Genomic DNA, 17,703 nt, shown 5'->3' with positions numbered 1-17,703 from the left:
TAGGCGGTTCCGTCCGCCAGGCGCTTCGACAAAACCCCGGCTTGCCGGGGTTTTGTCCGGCTGGAGGGGCGGCAAGAGAAGCTCCTGAGGGGCGTCGCTGCCGTCTCATCCGCCATGCCAGGTGACTGGCTCCCCGCTTGCGGCTGGCGCTCCCGGCACAGCGCGTGGCGGGATCGAATTTCAACGGGTGGCTCAAGGCCCCCGGCAACTGTGTGAAGTGAAGAGATTTACCATGTCCAATCACTGGCTCCTGCCTGAAAACATCGCCGACGTGCTGCCGTCGGAGGCCCGCAAGATCGAGGAACTGCGCCGCCGCATGCTGGACTTGTTCCGCACCTACGGCTACGAGCTGGTCATGCCGCCGATGCTGGAATACCTGGAATCGCTGCTCACCGGGACCGGGCATGACCTCGACCTGCGCACGCTCAAGCTGGTCGACCAGCTCTCCGGCCGCACCATGGGCCTGCGCGCCGACATCACGCCGCAAGTCGCCCGCATCGATGCCCACTTGCTGAACCGCTCCGGCGTGACCCGGCTGTGCTACGCCGGCAATGTGCTGCACGCTCGCCCGGCCGGCTTTCGCGCAACCCGCGAGCCGATCCAGGTTGGCGCGGAGATCTACGGCCATGCCGGCCTGGAAGCGGATGTGGAAATCCAGGCCCTGATGCTGGCCGCGCTGCAGGTTGCCGGCCTGACCGAGATCCGCCTCGACCTTTGCCACGCGGGCATCCTGGAAGCCTTGCTGGACGGCCTGCCGTCCAGCCGCAGGATCGAGGACGTGCTGTTTGCGGCCCTGGAGACCAAGGATGTGTCAGCGCTGCGCGAGTTGACCGAAGGCATGCCGCAGGCCGAGCGCGACGCGCTGCTGGCGCTGCCGACGCTGTACGGCGGCGTGGAGGTAATCGAGCGCGCCCGCGCGACCCTGCCGGCGAGCCCGGCGATTGGCCGTGCGCTGGACGAACTGGCTGCACTGGCCGCGGAAGTGAGCGGGGCGAGCGTCAATATCGATTTGTCCGACCTGCGCGGCTACCATTATCACAGTGGCGTGATGTTCACTGCCTACGTGGCTGGCCTGCCCAACTACGTGGCGCGCGGTGGCCGCTACGACAAGGTCGGCGAGGCCTTTGGCCGCGCGCGGCCGGCAACCGGCTTTTCGCTGGATTTGCGCGAAGTTGCCTCGCTTTCTCCGCTGGAAGTGCGTGCTTTTGCCATTTTCGCGCCGTGGGATGCGGATCCTGCCTTGCGTGCCGCGATTACCGCGCTGCGCGCCGCCGGCGAGATCGTCATCCAGTCGCTGCCGGGGCACACGCACCAGCTCGACGAGTTCAACTGCGATCGCCAACTGGTCCGCCAGGATGGCGGCTGGACGGTGATTCCACGCAGCGCCGGGGCCTGAGCGCAAGCGCCAGGCCGCGGAATTCCCCCGCGTTGCAGGCCGATCTCCCCAAAATCGGGGAGTTGACCTGCAACGAGAGTAAAATACGTTTTTAACCCACTGACCAAAATCAACATGTCCGCTTCTGCAGTAAGCCAGGGACGCAATGTCGTCGTGATCGGCACCCAATGGGGTGACGAAGGCAAGGGAAAAATCGTCGATTGGCTTACCGATCATGCAAAGGGCGTGGTGCGGTTCCAGGGCGGCCACAATGCCGGCCATACGCTCATCATCGGCGGCAAGAAGACCATCCTGCGCCTGATCCCCTCGGGCATCATGCGTGAAGGCACGATCTGCTACATCGGCAACGGCGTCGTGCTGTCGCCGGAGGCGCTGTTCCGTGAGATCGAGGAACTGGAAACCGCCGGCCTGCAGGTGCAGAACCGCCTGCGCATTTCCGAAGCGACCACGCTGATCCTGCCGTACCACGTGGCCATCGACAAGGCCCGTGAAGTGCGCCGTGGCGCCGACAAGATCGGCACCACCGGCCGCGGCATCGGCCCGGCCTACGAAGATAAGGTGGCCCGCCGCGCGCTGCGCGTGCAGGACCTGTTCGATCCCAAGTGCTTCGCCGAGAAGCTGCGCGAGAACCTCGACCTGCATAACTTCATGCTGACCCAGTACCTGGGCGCGGAAGCAGTCGACTTCCAGCAGACTTTGGACGAAATGCTGGCCTACGCGCCGCGCTTGGCCCCGATGGTGGCCGATGTGTCGGCGGAGCTTTACGCGGTCAACGCTGCCGGCGGCAACCTGATGTTCGAAGGCGCGCAAGGCACGCTGCTCGACGTCGACCACGGCACCTATCCGTTCGTCACCTCCAGCAACTGCGTGGCCGGTGCGGCCGCCGCCGGTGCTGGCGTTGGCCCGGGCCGCCTGAATTACATCCTGGGCATCACCAAGGCGTACTGCACCCGCGTGGGCGCAGGCCCGTTCCCCAGCGAGCTGTACGACAACGACAACCCCAAGCGCCAGGACCCGGTGGGTGTGCGCCTGGCCAACGTCGGCAAGGAATTCGGCTCGGTGACCGGGCGACCCCGCCGTACCGGCTGGCTCGATGCCGCCGCGCTCAAGCGTTCAGTGCAGATCAACGGCGTGTCGGGTCTTTGCATGACCAAGCTCGACGTGCTGGATGGCCTTGAAACCCTCAAGCTGTGCGTGGGCTATGAGCTGGACGGCAAGACCGTCGACATCCTGCCGCGTGGTTCGGATGCCGTGGCGCGCTGCGTGCCGGTGTACGAGGAATTCCCGGGCTGGAACGAATCCACCTTCGGCGTGAAGGCCTGGGATGCGCTGCCGGAACAGGCTCGCACCTACCTGAAGCGCGTCGAGGAAGTGGTCGGCATCCCGATCGACATGATCTCGACCGGCCCTGACCGTGACGAAACCATCCTGCTGCGTCACCCCTACGTAGCCTGATGCTGTCTTGCCCGTAAGGGCGCCGCGCGGCTGAACGAAGCCGCGCAGGCAAAAAGACGGCAGATGCACAAGAGCAAATCGGCCCGCGCAAGCGGGCCGAAACTTTATCGGTCGACAGACCTTATGCCTAAAGCCGAAGAGCTAAAACAATCATGACCCTGCCATCGAACGACGAAGAGAACCTGTGGATCTCGTGGGACGACTACCACAGCCTGATCGCGCGCCTGGCGCTGAACGTCCACGAGTCGGGCTGGAAGTTCGACAAGATCCTGTGCCTGGCCCGCGGTGGCCTGCGCGTCGGCGACCAGATGTCCCGTATCTTCGACGTGCCTCTCGCCATCCTGGCCACCAGCAGCTACCGCGAGGCAGCGGGCACACAGCAGGGCGACCTCGATATCGCGCAGTACATCACCATGACCAAGGGCGACCTCTCCGGCAAGATCCTGCTGGTCGATGACCTGGTGGATTCCGGCGTCACGCTGGAGCGCGTGGGCCGCCATTTGCAGGAGCGCTATCCCGCCGTGACGGAAGTGCGTTCGTCCGTGCTGTGGTACAAGGCCTGCTCCAAGGTCAAGCCGGACTACCACGTGACCTTCCTGCCGACGAATCCCTGGATTCACCAGCCGTTCGAAGAGTACGACACGCTGCGTCCGCATAACCTGGCGGCCTGGCTCAAGCGCGGCAAGCACGCCGCCGGCAGCTCGCAGGCCTGATTCCCGGGCGGCCCGATATCGAAGATGGCCGCCGAGGTGAGCGGGCTCGCCCCATCCTTGTGCCCCCATCGTGCAGGCAGTGCGCAATGCACCGCCGCGGCGCAGGCGCTTCGGCTAACCTGCGCTTTCACGGCTCGCCGCAAATGGCCGCCAGCAGGGCGGCCATTATTCTTTATGCCCTCCGTCGTGCTTGCCGCGATGGCCACGCGCCATGGCACGCATGTTTCGGAGGCACCTGCCTGTTTCCTGCTTAGTATGCGACCGTGTAGCGCTGGCGCGAGTGCGCCGGTTTTTCCACTTCGTCGATCATGGCGATGGCATAGTCCTCCATCGAGATCCAGCTCTTGCCGCTGGCGTCGGAGAGCAGCGTCTCCTCGCCCACGCGGAACTTGCCCGTGCGCGTGCCCGGCTCGAACAGGGCGGCGGGGGACAGGAAGGTCCAGTCGATCGCTGTCTCGTTGCGCAGGGCGTTGAGGAAGTCGCGTCCAGCGAGGGCCTCCGCCTTATAGGCTTGCGGGAACTGCGGCGTATCGACCAGTTGCGCGCCTGGTGCTACGAAGAGGCTGCCCGCGCCGCCCACCACCAGCAGGCGAGGCACGCCGGCGGCCTTGACCGCGGAGGTGATCTGTTCGGCCGTGGTCTGCAGGAAACGTACTGTGCTGATTGCCACGTCGTGGCCGGCGAGGGCGGCCGCCAGGGCCTTGGTGTCCGCGACATCTGCATTGATCGTGGCGAGGCCCGGCCGCGTGGCCAGCTTGTCGGCCTGGCGCGCGATGGCGGTGACCGTGTGGCCGCGGCTCAGGGCTTCGTCGATGAGGCGGGTGCCGACACGGCCGGTGGCGCCGATGATTGCGATCTTCATGTTGACTCCTTTGTTGCGCTGTTGAATATCGATATGAAACTAATTTAGTTACATATCGGGATAAAAATTTTTACGGCTTGCGTTGCCGGGCCGCGCGCTCCACATCGGCGAGCATGCCGGCAATCGTGATCTCGGCCAGCGCACCATCCATCGCGGCCTGGGCGCGGTCCGCGGCGTGCTTCAGCGCACCGGTAATTTCCCGTCCCACCATGCACGCCGGATTGGGCACGCTGTGGTGCGGCGCGATCAGCGTGGCCGACTCCACCGCACGGAACACATCGAGCAACGTGATCGATGCCGCCGCGCGCGCCAGCGAGGCGCCGCCGTTGCTGCCCATCACCGTGCTCACCAGCCCCGCCTCGGCCAACTGGCTGACCAGGCGGCGGATCAGGACCGGGTTCGTGCCCACGCTGCCCGCGATCAATGACGACGGCAAGGGCTCCGCGGCGCTGGCCAGCAAGGTGAGGATGTGGACGGCGACGGCGAATCGGCTGCTGGTGGTCATGGTGGGTGAGGCGATGTGAAACTATATTAGTTACAGATGGCCGTCGCTGTCAAGCGACTGGCGGGCCACGCAGGCATGCCGGTGTGGCATACGCCTGCAGCAATAGGGTGGTTTGCGCCTGAATACGTCGGAAAACGCGACATTCCAGCGTGTGAATGGCGGAAGAATGCCGGGAGCGCCACTGAAACTGATACACTCACCCGCAGCGCAGCAGTCGGCTGCTGCTCCGGTCGCGCCCTGGCAGTTCGTGTGAGCGCCAGGCTGTGTGGATGCCTCTGCCTCAACAGGCAAGAGCGGACTCCACGCCCCGGAGCGGTCGTTGCTGCGACTGGTATTTAGTCAATAGTTAATAGTTAAGTCGCGCAGTCGCGCCAATATCGAATCGGGAGTGCCAAGTTGCAAGATCAGACGCCGGAAAACAAAAAACCCGCAGGGCTCGAAAGCGCTGCGGGTTTTCCGTTTGATCTGGTGCCCAGGAGAGGACTCGAACCTCCACAGTGTTGCCACCGCTAGGACCTGAACCTAGTGCGTCTACCAATTTCGCCACCTGGGCGGGCGTCGAAACAACCGAAGCGCTCATTATAGCGACCGCAAATCGTTTGTCAAATAATTCTAGAAAAAATTGAATCAGAATAACTATCCGATCCCTAGTCGGGAAGAAATCCTTGGCGTCCTGCGGACGTCGGGGTCGCCCTTGTCGGGCGGCGATATCGCCAAGGCGCTCGCTGTCACGCGCAAAGAACACGACGGCTTCCAGAAACGCCTCGCCGCCATGGAGCGCGATGGCCAGATCGAACTCAACCGCAAGGGTCGCTACGAGCTGGCCAACCAGCCTAACTTTGTGGTCGGCCGTGTGCAGGGCCACCGCGATGGCTTCGGCTTCCTGATCCGCGACGATGGCGATGACGACATCTTCCTGCCGGAGCGCGAGCTGCAGAAGGCCATGCACAACGACCGTGCCCAGGTGCGCGTGATCGGCTACGACCGGCGCGGCCGGCCCGAAGGCCAGATCGTCGAGATCCTTGAGCGCGCCAACCGCTACGTGATCGGCCGCCTGCTGAGCGAAGGCGGCGTGCTCGTGGTGGCGCCCGAAGACAAGCGCATCAGCCAGGACATCCTGATCCCGCCGAAGTCGCAAGGCAAGGCGCAAGTCGGCCAGGTGGTCAGCGTCGAGATCATCGACTACCCCGATCGCTACGTGCAGCCCGTGGGCCGAGTGGTGGAAGTGCTGGGGGACTTCGACGACCCCGGCATGGAAATCGAAATCGCCGTGCGCAAGTACGGCGTGCCGCATGAATTCTCGGATGCCTGCGCCAAAGAAGCCGCCGGCCTGCCCGACGAGGTGCGCGAGTCCGACCTGGAGCACCGCATCGACCTGCGCGACGTGCCGCTGGTGACGATCGACGGCGAAGACGCGCGCGACTTCGACGACGCCGTCTACTGCGAACCCGTCAAGATCGGCCGCTCGAAGGGCTGGCGCCTGGTGGTGGCGATTGCCGATGTGTCGCACTACGTGCGCCCTGGCACGGCGCTCGACGCCGATGCGCTGGATCGCGCCACCTCGGTGTACTTCCCGCGCCGCGTCATCCCGATGCTGCCGGAAAAGCTCTCCAACGGCCTGTGCTCGCTGAACCCGCAAGTCGACCGCCTGTGCATGGTGTGCGATGCGGTGATCACCGCCAAGGGCGAGCTCAAGGGCTATCAGTTCTATCCCGCCGTGATGCATTCGGCGGCGCGCCTGACCTATAACGAGGTCTGGTCGGTGCTGTCCAACACCAAGGGCCCGGAGGCGCACAAGCGTGCCGACCTGGTGCCGCACCTGCAGAACCTGTACGAGTTGTTCCAGGTCCTGCTCAAGGCGCGGCGCGAGCGTGGCGCGATCGACTTCGATACCACCGAGACCTATATCGTCTGCAATGCGCAGGGCAAGATCGAGCAGATCCTGCCGCGCACCCGCAACGACGCCCACCGCCTGATCGAGGAATGCATGCTGGCCGCCAACGTGTGCGCCGCCGACTTTCTCGAACGCTTCAAGCATCCCACGCTGTACCGGATCCACGCCGGCCCGAGCGAGGAAAAGCTGAAGAACCTGCGTGAGTTCCTGCGCACCGTCGGGCTTTCGCTGGCCGGTGGCGACAAGCCGCAAGCGGGCGACTACGCCGACGTGATGGACAAGATCAAGAGCCGTCCCGACGCGCCGATGTTGCAGACCATGCTGCTGCGCTCGATGCAGCAGGCGGTCTACAGCCCGGACAACATCGGCCACTTCGGCTTGTCGTATGAGGCTTACGCCCACTTCACCAGCCCGATCCGCCGCTATCCGGACTTGCTCACGCACCGCGCCATCAAGGCCGTGCTGGCCCATACCAAGTACCGGCCGGCATTTGCGCCGGGCACCGCGCTGAACACCGCGATCGCGCCCAAGGCACGCCGCATGCAGGCCAAGGACGCCGCCGAGAAGGCAGAGCGAAGCGCCGCGCGCGCCCAGCGCAACGAAGCCATCTGGGACGAGCTCGGCTTGCACTGCTCGGCCAACGAGCGCCGCGCCGATGAAGCCTCGCGCGATGTGGAGGCCTGGCTCAAGTGCTACTTCATGCGCGACAAGCTTGGCAGCGAGTATTCGGGCACCATCAGCTCGGTCACCTCGTTCGGCATCTTCGTGCAGCTCGACGAGCTCTATGTCGAAGGCCTGGTCCATGTCACCGAGCTGGGCAGCGATTACTTCCAGTACGACGAGGCGCGCAATGAACTGCGCGGCGAGCGTACCGGCATCCGCTACCGCCTCACCGACCGCGTTCGCGTGCAGGTTTCGCGCGTGGACCTCGATGCGCGCAAGATCGACTTCCGCCTGGTGCAGGAGCCCTCAGCCAAGAACCTGCGTGGCCGCGCCCCGACCGTCGATGCCGCGCCGCGCGTGCCCGCCGCGCACGCCGTGCCCGCGCGCAAGAAGGGCCGTCAGCTGGCCGCGCTGCTGGGTGGCAGCTCCAAGCCGGAAGAGTCGTTCGACGAAACGCTGGACCGCGTGATCGAAGAGCAGCCGGTGTTCGAAGCTGTCATGACGCCGGTCAAGCCGCACGTGGGGCAGGGCGCCAAGGCCGGCGGCAAGCCGGCCAAGCGCGCCGCCAAGCCCAAGCCGCAGCATCTGGGCTCGACGCACAAGGGCGGCGCCAAGCCGGCCGGCAAGAGCAGCCGCGCTTCGCGCAAGCGCACCTGACGGCCATGGCGCCGGCGCCGGCTTGCCCGGTTCCGGCGCCATGGCTGCGGACACGGGGCAAGCTCCGGCGGGAATGTACAATCTCGCCATGGCTAAACAAAAACTCCTGATCGGCTTTCACGCCGTCACCGCGCGCCTGCGCCAGGACGCCGCTGGCGTCACCGATGTCTACGTAGAATCCGCGCGGCGTGACCGCCGCATGCAGGACTTCATCCGCCTTGCCGAAAGCCTCAAAGTGCGCCTGCATCCGGTGGATGCCGAGCGCCTGCGCGGCATGGCCGGCACCGACCGCCACCAAGGCGTGGTCGCCCGCGCCGAAGATGTGGCGCTGGCCCTCAATCTTGACGAACTGCTCGATGGCATCGAGGGCACACCCTTGCTGCTGGTGCTCGACGGCGTCACCGATCCGCACAACCTGGGCGCTTGCCTGCGCGTGGCCGATGGCGCCGGCGCGCACGCCGTGATCGCTCCGAAGGACCGCAGCGTGGGTTTGAACACCACGGTGGCCAAGGTGGCCAGCGGCGCGGCGGAAACCGTCCCCTACATCACTGTCACCAACCTGGCGCGCACGCTGCGCGAGCTGCAGGAACGCGGCATCTGGGTGATCGGCACGGACGACGGCACGGAAAAGACGCTCTATGACGTGGACTTCAAGGGACCGGTTGCACTGGTGATGGGCGCCGAAGGCGAGGGCATGCGCCGCCTCACCCGCGAAACCTGTGACGAGCTCGTGAGCATCCCGATGGCCGGCGGCGTGGAAAGCCTGAACGTTTCCGTGGCCAGCGGCGTGTGCCTGTATGAGGCGGTGCGCCAGCGCCGCATTAAGCGCTGAACGTTGGGGAGGAATCCGTGATGGCGGATATCGACGCGCAGGCGCTCGCGGCATCGCGCCGCCTGATCGGCGAAGCCACCAATGTCATGGTGCTCACCGGCGCGGGCGTATCCGCCGAGTCCGGCGTGCCCACGTTCCGCGATGCCATGACCGGCTTGTGGTCGCGCTTCAATCCCGAGGAGCTGGCCCAGGAAGACGCCTACCGGCGCCAGCCCGCACTGGTCTGGGAGTGGTACCTGCACCGGCGCGAGCTGGTGGCGGCCACCGATCCCAACCCGGCGCATATCGCCCTGGCGGCGCTCGCCGCGCAGAAGGCCGTGACCCTGGTCACGCAAAACGTGGATGGCCTGCATCAGCGCGCCGGCAGCCGCGATGTGATCGAGCTGCACGGCAACCTGTTCGCCAACAAGTGGCTTGACGGCTGCGGCCGTTGCGACCCGGCGACCGCCGTGCCGGGCATGCCGCCGCGCTGCTCCCTTTGCAATGCCATGATGCGCCCCGGCGTGGTGTGGTTCGGCGAGGAACTGCCGCGCGTGGCCCGCTATCGCGCCGAGCACGCGGCCGAGCAGTGCGATCTGTGCATCGTGGTGGGCACCTCCGGGCTGGTCTATCCGGCAGCCGGCTTGCCCGGCGCTGCCAAGGACCAGGGCGCGCATGTCATCGTGGTCAATCCCGAGCCTTCGGCGCTGGACCAGACTGCTGACATCGTGCTGCGCGGCCCGGCGGGCGTGGTCTTGCCCTTGCTGTGGGACGGCGTAAGCGCGACGCCAGCCTGAACCGGCTCGCCGCCTGGATTCCCCGGGCGGCTTCTGTTTTCTCCCTCTCAATTCCCCCCTCTCAAGCCGTAATCAACGCCTCCAGCTTGACCGCATCCGCCGCAAAAGCGCGGATCCCCTCAGCCAGCTTTTCCGTCGCCATCGCGTCTTCATTGAGCTGCCAGCGGAAAGCCGCCTCACCGCACTCGATGCGGGCGATATTGCCGGCCTGCGCCTGGTCGACCGACAGCTTGCGCTCCACGGTGCCTTCGCTGGCGGCCAGCTTCTCCAGCAGGTCCGGGCTGATGGTGAGCAGATCGCAGCCGGCCAGCGCCAGGATCTGCTCGGTGCTGCGGAAGCTGGCACCCATCACTTCGGTGGGGTGGCCGAACTTCTTGTAGTAGTCGTAGATCTGGCGCACGGAACGCACGCCGGGATCGTTGTCGGCCGCGTTGGCGGCAGTGTCCCATTTGTCGCCGGCTTGCTTCTTGTGCCAGTCCAGGATGCGGCCAACGAAGGGCGAGATCAGTTGCGCGCCGGCCTCGGCGCAGGCAACGGCCTGGGCCAGCGAGAACAGCAGCGTCATGTTGCAGTTGATGCCTTCTCGCTGCAGCACTTCAGCTGCGCGGATACCTTCCCAGGTGGAGGCGATCTTGATCAGCACGCGCTCGCGGGCCACGCCGCGCTGCTCATACAGCGAGATCAGGTGGCGGGCCTTGGCCAGTGTGGCTTCAGTGTTGAAGGACAGGCGGGCGTCGACCTCGGTTGACACACGGCCCGGCACGATGGCCAGGATCTCGCAGCCAAAGGCGATCAGCAGGGCGTCCATCACGGCGTCGGTGCCTTCATTGCCGCGCACGGCCTTTTCCAGCAGGGGACGGTACTCGGCCTTCTGGACGGCCTTCAGAATCAGGGAAGGATTGGTGGTGGCGTCCTGCGGCGTGTACTGCTTCATCACCTGGAAATCGCCGGTGTCCGCCACCACGGTGGTGAACTGCTTGAGCTGATCGAGCTGGTTCATGGTCAGTGAGTTGCTTTTAAGGGTTGGTGATGGCGCAGGACCAAAACGGCAGGCCCCGGGCGCCGCGCTGATGCATGCCTCGGGTCATTGTACCGTCGGCTCGCGCCTACGCCGGGGATGTCACGGCATTCCGGTACACTATGCGGTTTCCCCCAAAGCAGATGGGCTGTTGTCATGACACAGGATGAACTCAAGGCGCTGGTGGCGCAAGCCGCGGCCGACTATGTCAAAGAGGTAGTGCCGGCGGGCGCGGTGCTGGGCGTGGGTACGGGCTCCACGGCCAACCTCTTTATCGATGCGGTGGCGGCGTTCAAGGAACGCTTTTCCGGCGCGGTCTCCAGCTCGGAGGCGTCCACGCGCCGCCTGCAGCAGCACGGCTTCCAGGTCTTGGACCTGAATGAGGTCGACGAGATCCCCGTGTATGTCGACGGCGCGGACGAGATCGATGCCAGCGGCGCCATGATCAAGGGCGGCGGCGGCGCGCTGACGCGCGAGAAGATCGTGGCCTCGGTGGCCAAGCGCTTTGTCTGCATCGCCGACGGCAGCAAGCTGGTGGATGTGATGGGCGCGTTTCCCCTGCCGGTGGAAGTGATTCCGATGGCACGCGCCGCGGTCGCACGCCAACTGGCCGCATTTGGCGGCCAGCCGCGCCTGCGCATGACCAAGGAAGGCGGTATCTTCAAGACCGACAACGGCAATGTGATCCTGGATGTGGCAGGCCTGAAGATCAACAATCCGAAGTCGATGGAAGAAGCCATCAATCACATGCCGGGCGTGGTCACGGTGGGGCTGTTTGCCCTGCGCGGCGCGGACGTACTGTTGCTGGGCACGCCAGAGGGCGTGAAGCGCAGCGATTATTGAGTTTGCCGGTCCCGTTGGAGGATCGTTACATGAAAAAGGGTGCCGTAACAGGCACCCTTTTTGTTTTCCACCGCGCGGCGCCAAGCCGCGCTCAGCCAGATCAGGCAGCCGGCGGCGGCACGTAGCCCTGTGCCTGGTCCGCGCCTTCGCCGAAGAAGTACTTCTCGGTCTGCTTGAGCAGGTACTGGCGAGCGCGGGTGTCGGCCATGTTCAGGCGGTTTTCGTTGATCAGCATGGTCTGGTGCTTGAGCCAGCCGGCCCAGGCTTCCTTCGACACGCTTTGCCAGATCTTCTTGCCAAGTTCGCCCGGCAGCGGCGGCAGGTCTAGCCCTTCGGCTTCTTTGTTGAGCTTGACGCATTGAACCATGCGGGCCATGGGAACTCCTTGTTGTCGTGTGATGTAGCCGGCGCGGCGAGGGGCCGACCGTTGCGGTGCCGCTATTGTAACGAAGCGGGGGCCGGCCTTCAGGCTACCCCCACCGCCGTCACAGTTTCTTCATCAGCACCATCGACTTGCGCTGCCAGTTGTAGAGCTTGCGCTTGTCTTCCGGCAGGTCGTCCACGGTGGCGTGGACAAAGCCGCGCTTGAGGAACCAGTGCTCCGTGCGGGTAGTGAGCACGAACAGGCGGTCAAGGCCGAGGCTGCGGGCGCGGCGCTCGATGCGCTTGAGCAGGCGCTCGCCGTCGCCGGTGCCCTGGGCTTCGGATGACACAGTCAGGCAGGCCATCTCGGCCATGCCTTCGCGCGGGTAGGGGTAGAGCGCGGCGCAGCCGAACAGCACGCCATCGTGCTCGATCACCGAGAAGTTGGCGATGTCGCGCTCGATCAGGTGGCGCCCGCGTGGCACCAGCGTGCCGTCCTGCTCCAGCGGGGCGATCAGCTGCAGGATGCCGCCGACGTCGTCCAGCGTGGCTTCGCGCAGGCTTTCCAGGTCGGTGTCGGAGATCATGGTGCCGACGCCGTCGTGCAGGAACAGCTCCAGCAGCACCGAGCCGTCCAGCTGGAAGGGGATCAGGTGGGCGCGCGGCACGCCGCCCTTGAGCGCCTTGACCAGGTGTTCCAGGTAGTAGGAGACATCGGGCGGCAGGTGGTTGTTCTGCAGCCGCTCGATGGCGGTGCGCAGCGACATTTCCGGCATCAGCTTGCCAACGGGGTCCTGCACGCCTGGCACTTCGGTGATGAATACCAGCTTGTCGGCCTTCAGGGCGATGGCGGTAGCGCTGGCCACGTCTTCCATCGACAGGTTGAAGGCCTGGCCTGTGGGCGAGAAGCCAAGCGGCGAGAGCAGCACGATCTTGCCGTGCGACAGCGACATGCGAACCGACTCGCCGTCGATCTTGCGCACCAGCCCGGTGTGCTGGTAATCCACGCCGTCGACGATGCCGAGCGGGCGGGCGGTGACGAAGTTGCCGGAGATCACCGACAGCTGGGCGCCAGCCATGGGCGTGTTAGGCAAGCCTTGGCTGAAGGCGGCCTCGATATCCAGGCGCAGTTCGCCGGCGGCTTCCTTGGCGCACTCCAGCGCCGCGTTGTCGGTCACGCGCACGCCGTCGGCGAATTGCGACTCGACATGGCGCAGAGCCAGCTGCTCTTCCACCTGCGGGCGCGAGCCGTGCACCAGCACGATCTGCATGCCCATGGCGTGCAGCAGGGCCACGTCATTGACCAGGGCGTTAAGGATGTTGGCCTTGACCAGCTCACCGCCGAAGGCGATCACGAAGGTCTTGCCGCGGAAGGCGTGGATATAGGGCGCAACCGCTCGCAGCCAGTCGACGAACTGCTGGTGGTCGGGGGCGCCACGCTCGACGGGGTCGGCGCCGATAGCGTGCGCGGGCAGCGTGGAAGGGGCGGTGACGGGCAGGGGCTCGTCCATTTCGGACGGCGCGGGCGCGTCGGCTGGCGTGTCGGTTCTTGCATTCATGCCGCGGATTATAATCCCGGCCAATGTCAGCACAACGCCCCGCCAAACCTTTGTCGCCGGATCGGAAAACCGATGCCGGCCGCCCCGCGCCCAAGGCCGCCCCCTCGCCAGCCCAGCCTGCTGTCCAGCCTGTCGCCAGGCCGGCGCGCGCGCCGGCCGTGTCCACCACGCCGGCCGCCGGCCCGCCGGCCGAACGCCAACCTCGGCAGCCGGGCCAGGCCCGGCAAGCCAGGCCGCAGCCGGCAAACGGCACGCCCCGGCCTCCCCGGCCGCCTCGCCCGGAGCGCACCGAGCGCACCGAACGCCCGCCCCGCGAGGCACGCCGCCCGGTGCGCCAGGCCAACCTGCTCCCGCCCATCACCTTCCCCGAGGCGCTGCCGGTATCCGGCCGCCGCGAGGAGATCGCACAGGCGCTGCTGGCCAACCAGGTGGTGATCGTCTCCGGCGAGACCGGCTCCGGCAAAACCACCCAGTTGCCCAAGATCTGCCTGTCGATCGGGCGCGGCCCGGGTGCCGACGGCACCGGCGGCCTGATCGGCCACACGCAGCCACGCCGGATTGCCGCCACCTCCACGGCCAAGCGCATCGCGCAGGAGATCGGCACGCCGCTCGGCGAGCACGTGGGCTACCAGGTGCGTTTCAACGACACCATGTCGGCGGGCGCGTCGGTCAAGCTGATGACCGACGGCATCTTGCTGGCCGAGACGCAGAACGATCCGTTGCTGCGCGCCTACGACACCATCATCATCGACGAGGCGCACGAACGCAGCCTCAATATCGATTTCCTGATCGGCTACCTGAAGGAGATCCTGCCAAAGCGGCCAGACCTCAAGCTGGTCATCACCTCGGCCACCATCGACGCCAATCGCTTTGCCGAGCACTTTGCGCAGGGCGGCAAGCCCGCGCCGGTGATCGAGGTCAGCGGGCGCCTGTATCCGGTGGAGATCCGCTACCGGCCGATCGAGAAGGACAAGCCGGCGCCCGGCGAGGGCGCGCCCAAGTCCGCGCAATCGAAAGATCGCGACCTGTTCGACGGCATCGTCGAGGCGGTGGACGAACTGTGCCGCCTCGGCCCGGGCGATGTGCTGGTGTTCCTGCCCGGCGAGCGCGAAATTCGCGAGGCTGCCGAGGCGCTGCGCAAGCACCATCCGCCGCATACCGAGATCCTGCCGCTGTTCGCGCGCTTGTCGGTGCAGGAGCAGGAACGGGTGTTCCGGCCTTCCAACGCGCGGCGCATCGTGCTGGCCACCAACGTGGCAGAAACCTCGCTGACCGTGCCGGGCATCCGCTATGTGGTGGATACCGGGATGGCGCGGGTCAAGCGCTATTCCTACCGCAACAAGGTCGAGCAGTTGCAGATCGAGGCGATCTCGCAGGCCGCCGCCAACCAGCGTGCCGGGCGTTGCGGCCGGGTGGCCGACGGCGTGTGTATCCGGTTGTACGAGGAGGCCGATTTCGTCAGCCGGGCGCGCTTTACCGATCCGGAGATCCTGCGCTCGTCGCTGGCCGCGGTGATCTTGCGCATGAAGGCGCTGAAGCTGACGGCGATCGAGGAATTCCCCTTTATCGAGCCGCCGCTGGGCCGCGCCATTGCCGACGGCTACCAGCTGTTGCAGGAGCTGGGCGCGGTGGAAAGCGTGGGCGACGACGCCAACGCGCTGACCCAGGTCGGCCGCCAGCTGGCCCGCCTGCCGCTGGACCCCCGCGTGGCTCGCATGACGCTGGCCGCGCGCGAGCACCATTGCCTGCGCGAGGTGCTGATCATTGCCAGCGCGCTGTCGGTGCAGGATCCGCGCGATCGTCCGCAGGAGGCGCAGGAAGCCGCCGACCAGGCCCACCGCAAGTTCATGGACGAACGCTCCGAGTTCCTGGGCTGGGTCAAGATGTGGAAGTGGTTCGAGGACGCGGTGGCGCACAAGAAGACCAACCGCCAGCTGCAGGACCAGTGCCGCGCCAGTTTCCTGTCGCATGTGCGCCTGCGCGAATGGCGCGACGTGCATTCGCAGCTGCTGACTACCGTCACCGAGCAGGGCTGGAAGCTCAACGAGAGCGAGCCCACCTATGAGCAGGTGCATAAGGCGCTGCTCACGGGGTTGCTCGGCAACGTAGGTTGCAAGATTGAAGACGCCGACGGCCGCGGGCGCGAGTACCTGGGCGCGCGCGGCATCAAGTTCCACCTGTGGCCCGGCTCGCTGATCGCGCGCAAGGTCGGCCGCTGGATCATCGGCGCCGAGCTGATCGAAACCAGCCGGCTGTTTGCGCGCACGCTGGCCAAGATCGAGCCGGAATGGCTGGAGCAGGTCGGCCGCCATTTGCTCCGCGTCAGCTGGAGCGATCCGCATTGGGAGAAGAAATCCGGCCAGGTGATGGCAATGGAGCGCGCCACGCTGTATGGGCTGGTGGTCTACCAGCACCGGCGCGTGCACTACGGGCCGATGAACCCGGCCGAGGCGCGCGAGCTGTTTATCCGCCGCGGGCTGGTGGAAGGCGAGTTCGATACCAAGCTGCCGTTCTTCGCCCATAACCAGCGCCTGACGCGCGAGATCGAAAACCTGGAGCACAAGGCGCGCCGCCAGGACGTTCTGGTCGACGATGAGCTGATCTTCGCGTTCTACGATCGCCTGATCCCCGCCGAGATTCACCAGCAGGCCACCTTCGAGCAGTGGTACCAGGCCGAGAGCGCGCGCGAGCGCAAGCTGCTTTACCTGAACCGCGAAGAGCTGATGCGCCACGAGGCGGCCGGCATCACCACGGACCTGTTCCCCAAGCTGATGCCGGTGGCGGGCGTGGATATGTCGCTGACGTACCACTTCGAGCCCGGCAGCCATCGCGACGGCGTGACGCTGACGGTGCCGCTGTATGCGCTCAACCAGGTGCGCCAGGAGCGTGCGGACTGGCTGGTGCCGGGCATGGTCAAGGAGAAGGTGCACCTGCTGCTCAAGTCGCTGCCGCAGAAGCTGCGCCGCCATTGCGTGCCGCTGCCGGATTACGCGGCGGGCTTCGTCGATCGCAATGCCTTTGGCGAGGGCGAGTTGCTGGATGTGCTGATTGCCGACATCCGCGAGCAGACTGGCACCATGGTCAAGCGCGCCGACTTCAAGCTGGAAACCTTGCCCGCCCACCACGCCATGAACTTCAAGGTGGTGGACGAGCACGGCCGGCAACTGGACATGGGCCGCAACCTGGCGCAGTTGCGCGCCGAGTTTGGCGGGCAGGCGCAGCAGTCGTTCCAGAACATCGCCGCGCGCGATGTGCCGGCGGCCGAGGCGGGGCAATACGAAAACCTGACCAGCTGGTCCTTCGGCGAACTGCCCGAGCTGCTGGAGGTCCGCAAGGGCAACCAGACGCTGTACGGCTATCCTGCGCTGGTCGACCACGCCACGCATTGCGACGTGGAGGTGTTCGACGATCCGCAGGAAGCTGCGCGCATCCATCAAGCCGGGCTACGCCGCCTGTTTGCGTTGCAGTTGCGCGAGCAGGTGAAGTTCCTGGAGAAGAACATCCCCGGCATGCAGCAGATGGCGATGCAGTACATGACGCTGGGCACGCAGGAAATGTTGCGCGACCAGATCGTGATGCTGGCGCTGGAGCGGGCCTGCCTGCAGGCGCCGCTGCCGCGCAACGAGGCTGAGTTCGCCGCCCGCAAGGAAGAAGGGCGCTCGCGCCTGAGCCTGCTGGCGCAGGAGATTGCCCGGCTGGTAGGGGCAGTGCTGGCCGAGTACGCGACGCTGCCGCGCAAGCTGATCCAGGCCAAGCCGTTCGCCGCGGCGCACGCCGACATACAGGCGCAGCTGACGCGGCTGATGGGCAAGCACTTTGTGGCCGATACGCCTTACCTGCAACTGGTGCATTTCCCGCGCTACCTGAAGGGCATCGCCATGCGCATCGACAAGATCAAGGGCGATCCCGCGCGCGACACCCAGCGGTTGCAGGAAATCACGCCGCTGCTGCAGCAATGGCAGCGGGCCGAGACGCAGTTGCGGCAGCAGGGGCGGGGCGTGGAAGACGCGCGCCTGGACGAGTTCCGCTGGATGCTGGAAGAACTCCGTGTGGCGCTGTTCGCGCAGGAGTTGCGCACGCCCGTGCCGATGTCGGTCAAGCGTCTGCAAAAGGTGTGGGAAGCGATGCAACGCTGAAGCCAGGGGTGCCGGCCTTTCGCGCGAACGC

General features: G+C 66.0%; 13 protein-coding genes and 1 tRNA gene. 8 read left to right on the top strand and 6 right to left on the bottom strand.

What is annotated here, in order from left to right; translation table 11 throughout:
• Nucleotides 1-232: 232 nt before the first annotated feature.
• The 3 genes from AC07XB_RS10670 to AC07XB_RS10660 all read left to right on the top strand — a co-directional run bounded on the left by AC07XB_RS10670 (nt 233) and on the right by AC07XB_RS10660 (nt 3,564).
• The gene (locus AC07XB_RS10670; protein ID WP_492372425.1) at nt 233-1,396 is read left to right on the top strand and encodes an ATP phosphoribosyltransferase regulatory subunit; all 1,164 of its coding nucleotides are present in this window, start codon (nt 233-235) and stop codon (nt 1,394-1,396) included.
• Nucleotides 1,397-1,510: 114 nt separating this feature from the next.
• Nucleotides 1,511-2,851, top strand: coding sequence for an adenylosuccinate synthase (locus AC07XB_RS10665; protein WP_174423299.1), 1,341 nt, complete (start codon nt 1,511-1,513; stop codon nt 2,849-2,851).
• Nucleotides 2,852-3,003: 152 nt separating this feature from the next.
• Nucleotides 3,004-3,564, top strand: coding sequence for a phosphoribosyltransferase (locus AC07XB_RS10660; protein ID WP_043347431.1), 561 nt, complete (start codon nt 3,004-3,006; stop codon nt 3,562-3,564).
• A 250-nt stretch (nt 3,565-3,814) separates the two neighbouring features.
• Here AC07XB_RS10660 and AC07XB_RS10655 read toward each other — a convergent pair whose 3' ends face one another.
• The 3 genes from AC07XB_RS10655 to AC07XB_RS10645 all read right to left on the bottom strand — a co-directional run bounded on the left by AC07XB_RS10655 (nt 3,815) and on the right by AC07XB_RS10645 (nt 5,484).
• Nucleotides 3,815-4,426, bottom strand: a complete 612-nt coding sequence (locus AC07XB_RS10655; RefSeq protein ID WP_492832526.1) for an NAD(P)-dependent oxidoreductase — start codon at nt 4,424-4,426, stop codon at nt 3,815-3,817.
• A 70-nt stretch (nt 4,427-4,496) separates the two neighbouring features.
• The gene (locus AC07XB_RS10650) at nt 4,497-4,931 is read right to left on the bottom strand and encodes an Rrf2 family transcriptional regulator (RefSeq protein ID WP_043347423.1); all 435 of its coding nucleotides are present in this window, start codon (nt 4,929-4,931) and stop codon (nt 4,497-4,499) included.
• Nucleotides 4,932-5,397: 466 nt separating this feature from the next.
• Nucleotides 5,398-5,484: transfer RNA gene (locus tag AC07XB_RS10645), tRNA-Leu, on the bottom strand.
• Nucleotides 5,485-5,553: 69 nt separating this feature from the next.
• On the opposite strand from AC07XB_RS10645, the gene rnr reads away from it, so the two are divergent.
• The 3 genes from rnr (at nt 5,554) to AC07XB_RS10630 (ending at nt 9,753) form a co-directional block, all read left to right on the top strand.
• Nucleotides 5,554-8,145: a ribonuclease R gene (gene rnr, locus AC07XB_RS10640; protein WP_174423294.1), complete on the top strand. Its 2,592-nt coding sequence runs from the start codon at nt 5,554-5,556 to the stop codon at nt 8,143-8,145.
• Nucleotides 8,146-8,233: 88 nt separating this feature from the next.
• The gene (gene rlmB / locus AC07XB_RS10635; protein WP_492832528.1) at nt 8,234-8,977 is read left to right on the top strand and encodes a 23S rRNA (guanosine(2251)-2'-O)-methyltransferase RlmB; all 744 of its coding nucleotides are present in this window, start codon (nt 8,234-8,236) and stop codon (nt 8,975-8,977) included.
• 20 nt (nt 8,978-8,997) lie between these two features.
• Nucleotides 8,998-9,753: an SIR2 family NAD-dependent protein deacylase gene (locus tag AC07XB_RS10630; RefSeq protein WP_492832530.1), complete on the top strand. Its 756-nt coding sequence runs from the start codon at nt 8,998-9,000 to the stop codon at nt 9,751-9,753.
• A gap of 61 nt (nt 9,754-9,814) precedes the next feature.
• Here AC07XB_RS10630 and tal read toward each other — a convergent pair whose 3' ends face one another.
• Entirely contained in the window at nt 9,815-10,753 is a 939-nt protein-coding gene (gene tal, locus AC07XB_RS10625; protein WP_492372422.1) for a transaldolase, read from the bottom strand.
• A 174-nt stretch (nt 10,754-10,927) separates the two neighbouring features.
• On the opposite strand from tal, the gene rpiA reads away from it, so the two are divergent.
• Nucleotides 10,928-11,614: a ribose-5-phosphate isomerase RpiA gene (gene rpiA / locus AC07XB_RS10620; RefSeq protein ID WP_492372421.1), complete on the top strand. Its 687-nt coding sequence runs from the start codon at nt 10,928-10,930 to the stop codon at nt 11,612-11,614.
• Between the two features lie 100 nt (nt 11,615-11,714).
• Here the strand turns inward: rpiA and AC07XB_RS10615 are convergent, their stop codons facing one another.
• Nucleotides 11,715-11,990, bottom strand: a complete 276-nt coding sequence (locus AC07XB_RS10615; RefSeq protein WP_006157784.1) for an oxidative damage protection protein — start codon at nt 11,988-11,990, stop codon at nt 11,715-11,717.
• A 109-nt stretch (nt 11,991-12,099) separates the two neighbouring features.
• Complete coding sequence (gene argA / locus AC07XB_RS10610; RefSeq protein WP_492832532.1) at nt 12,100-13,536, bottom strand: amino-acid N-acetyltransferase; 1,437 nt, start codon at nt 13,534-13,536, stop codon at nt 12,100-12,102.
• Nucleotides 13,537-13,559: 23 nt separating this feature from the next.
• On the opposite strand from argA, the gene hrpA reads away from it, so the two are divergent.
• On the top strand, nt 13,560-17,672 hold the full coding sequence (hrpA, locus tag AC07XB_RS10605) for an ATP-dependent RNA helicase HrpA (protein WP_493688065.1): 4,113 nt from the start codon (nt 13,560-13,562) through the stop codon (nt 17,670-17,672).
• Nucleotides 17,673-17,703 lie beyond the last annotated feature (31 nt).

The sequence above is a fragment of the Cupriavidus sp. GW821-FHT02F09 genome (assembly GCF_059421605.1).
The sequence above is the reverse complement of the archived record's forward strand: the minus strand, read 5'-3'. Positions and strand labels throughout refer to the sequence as shown.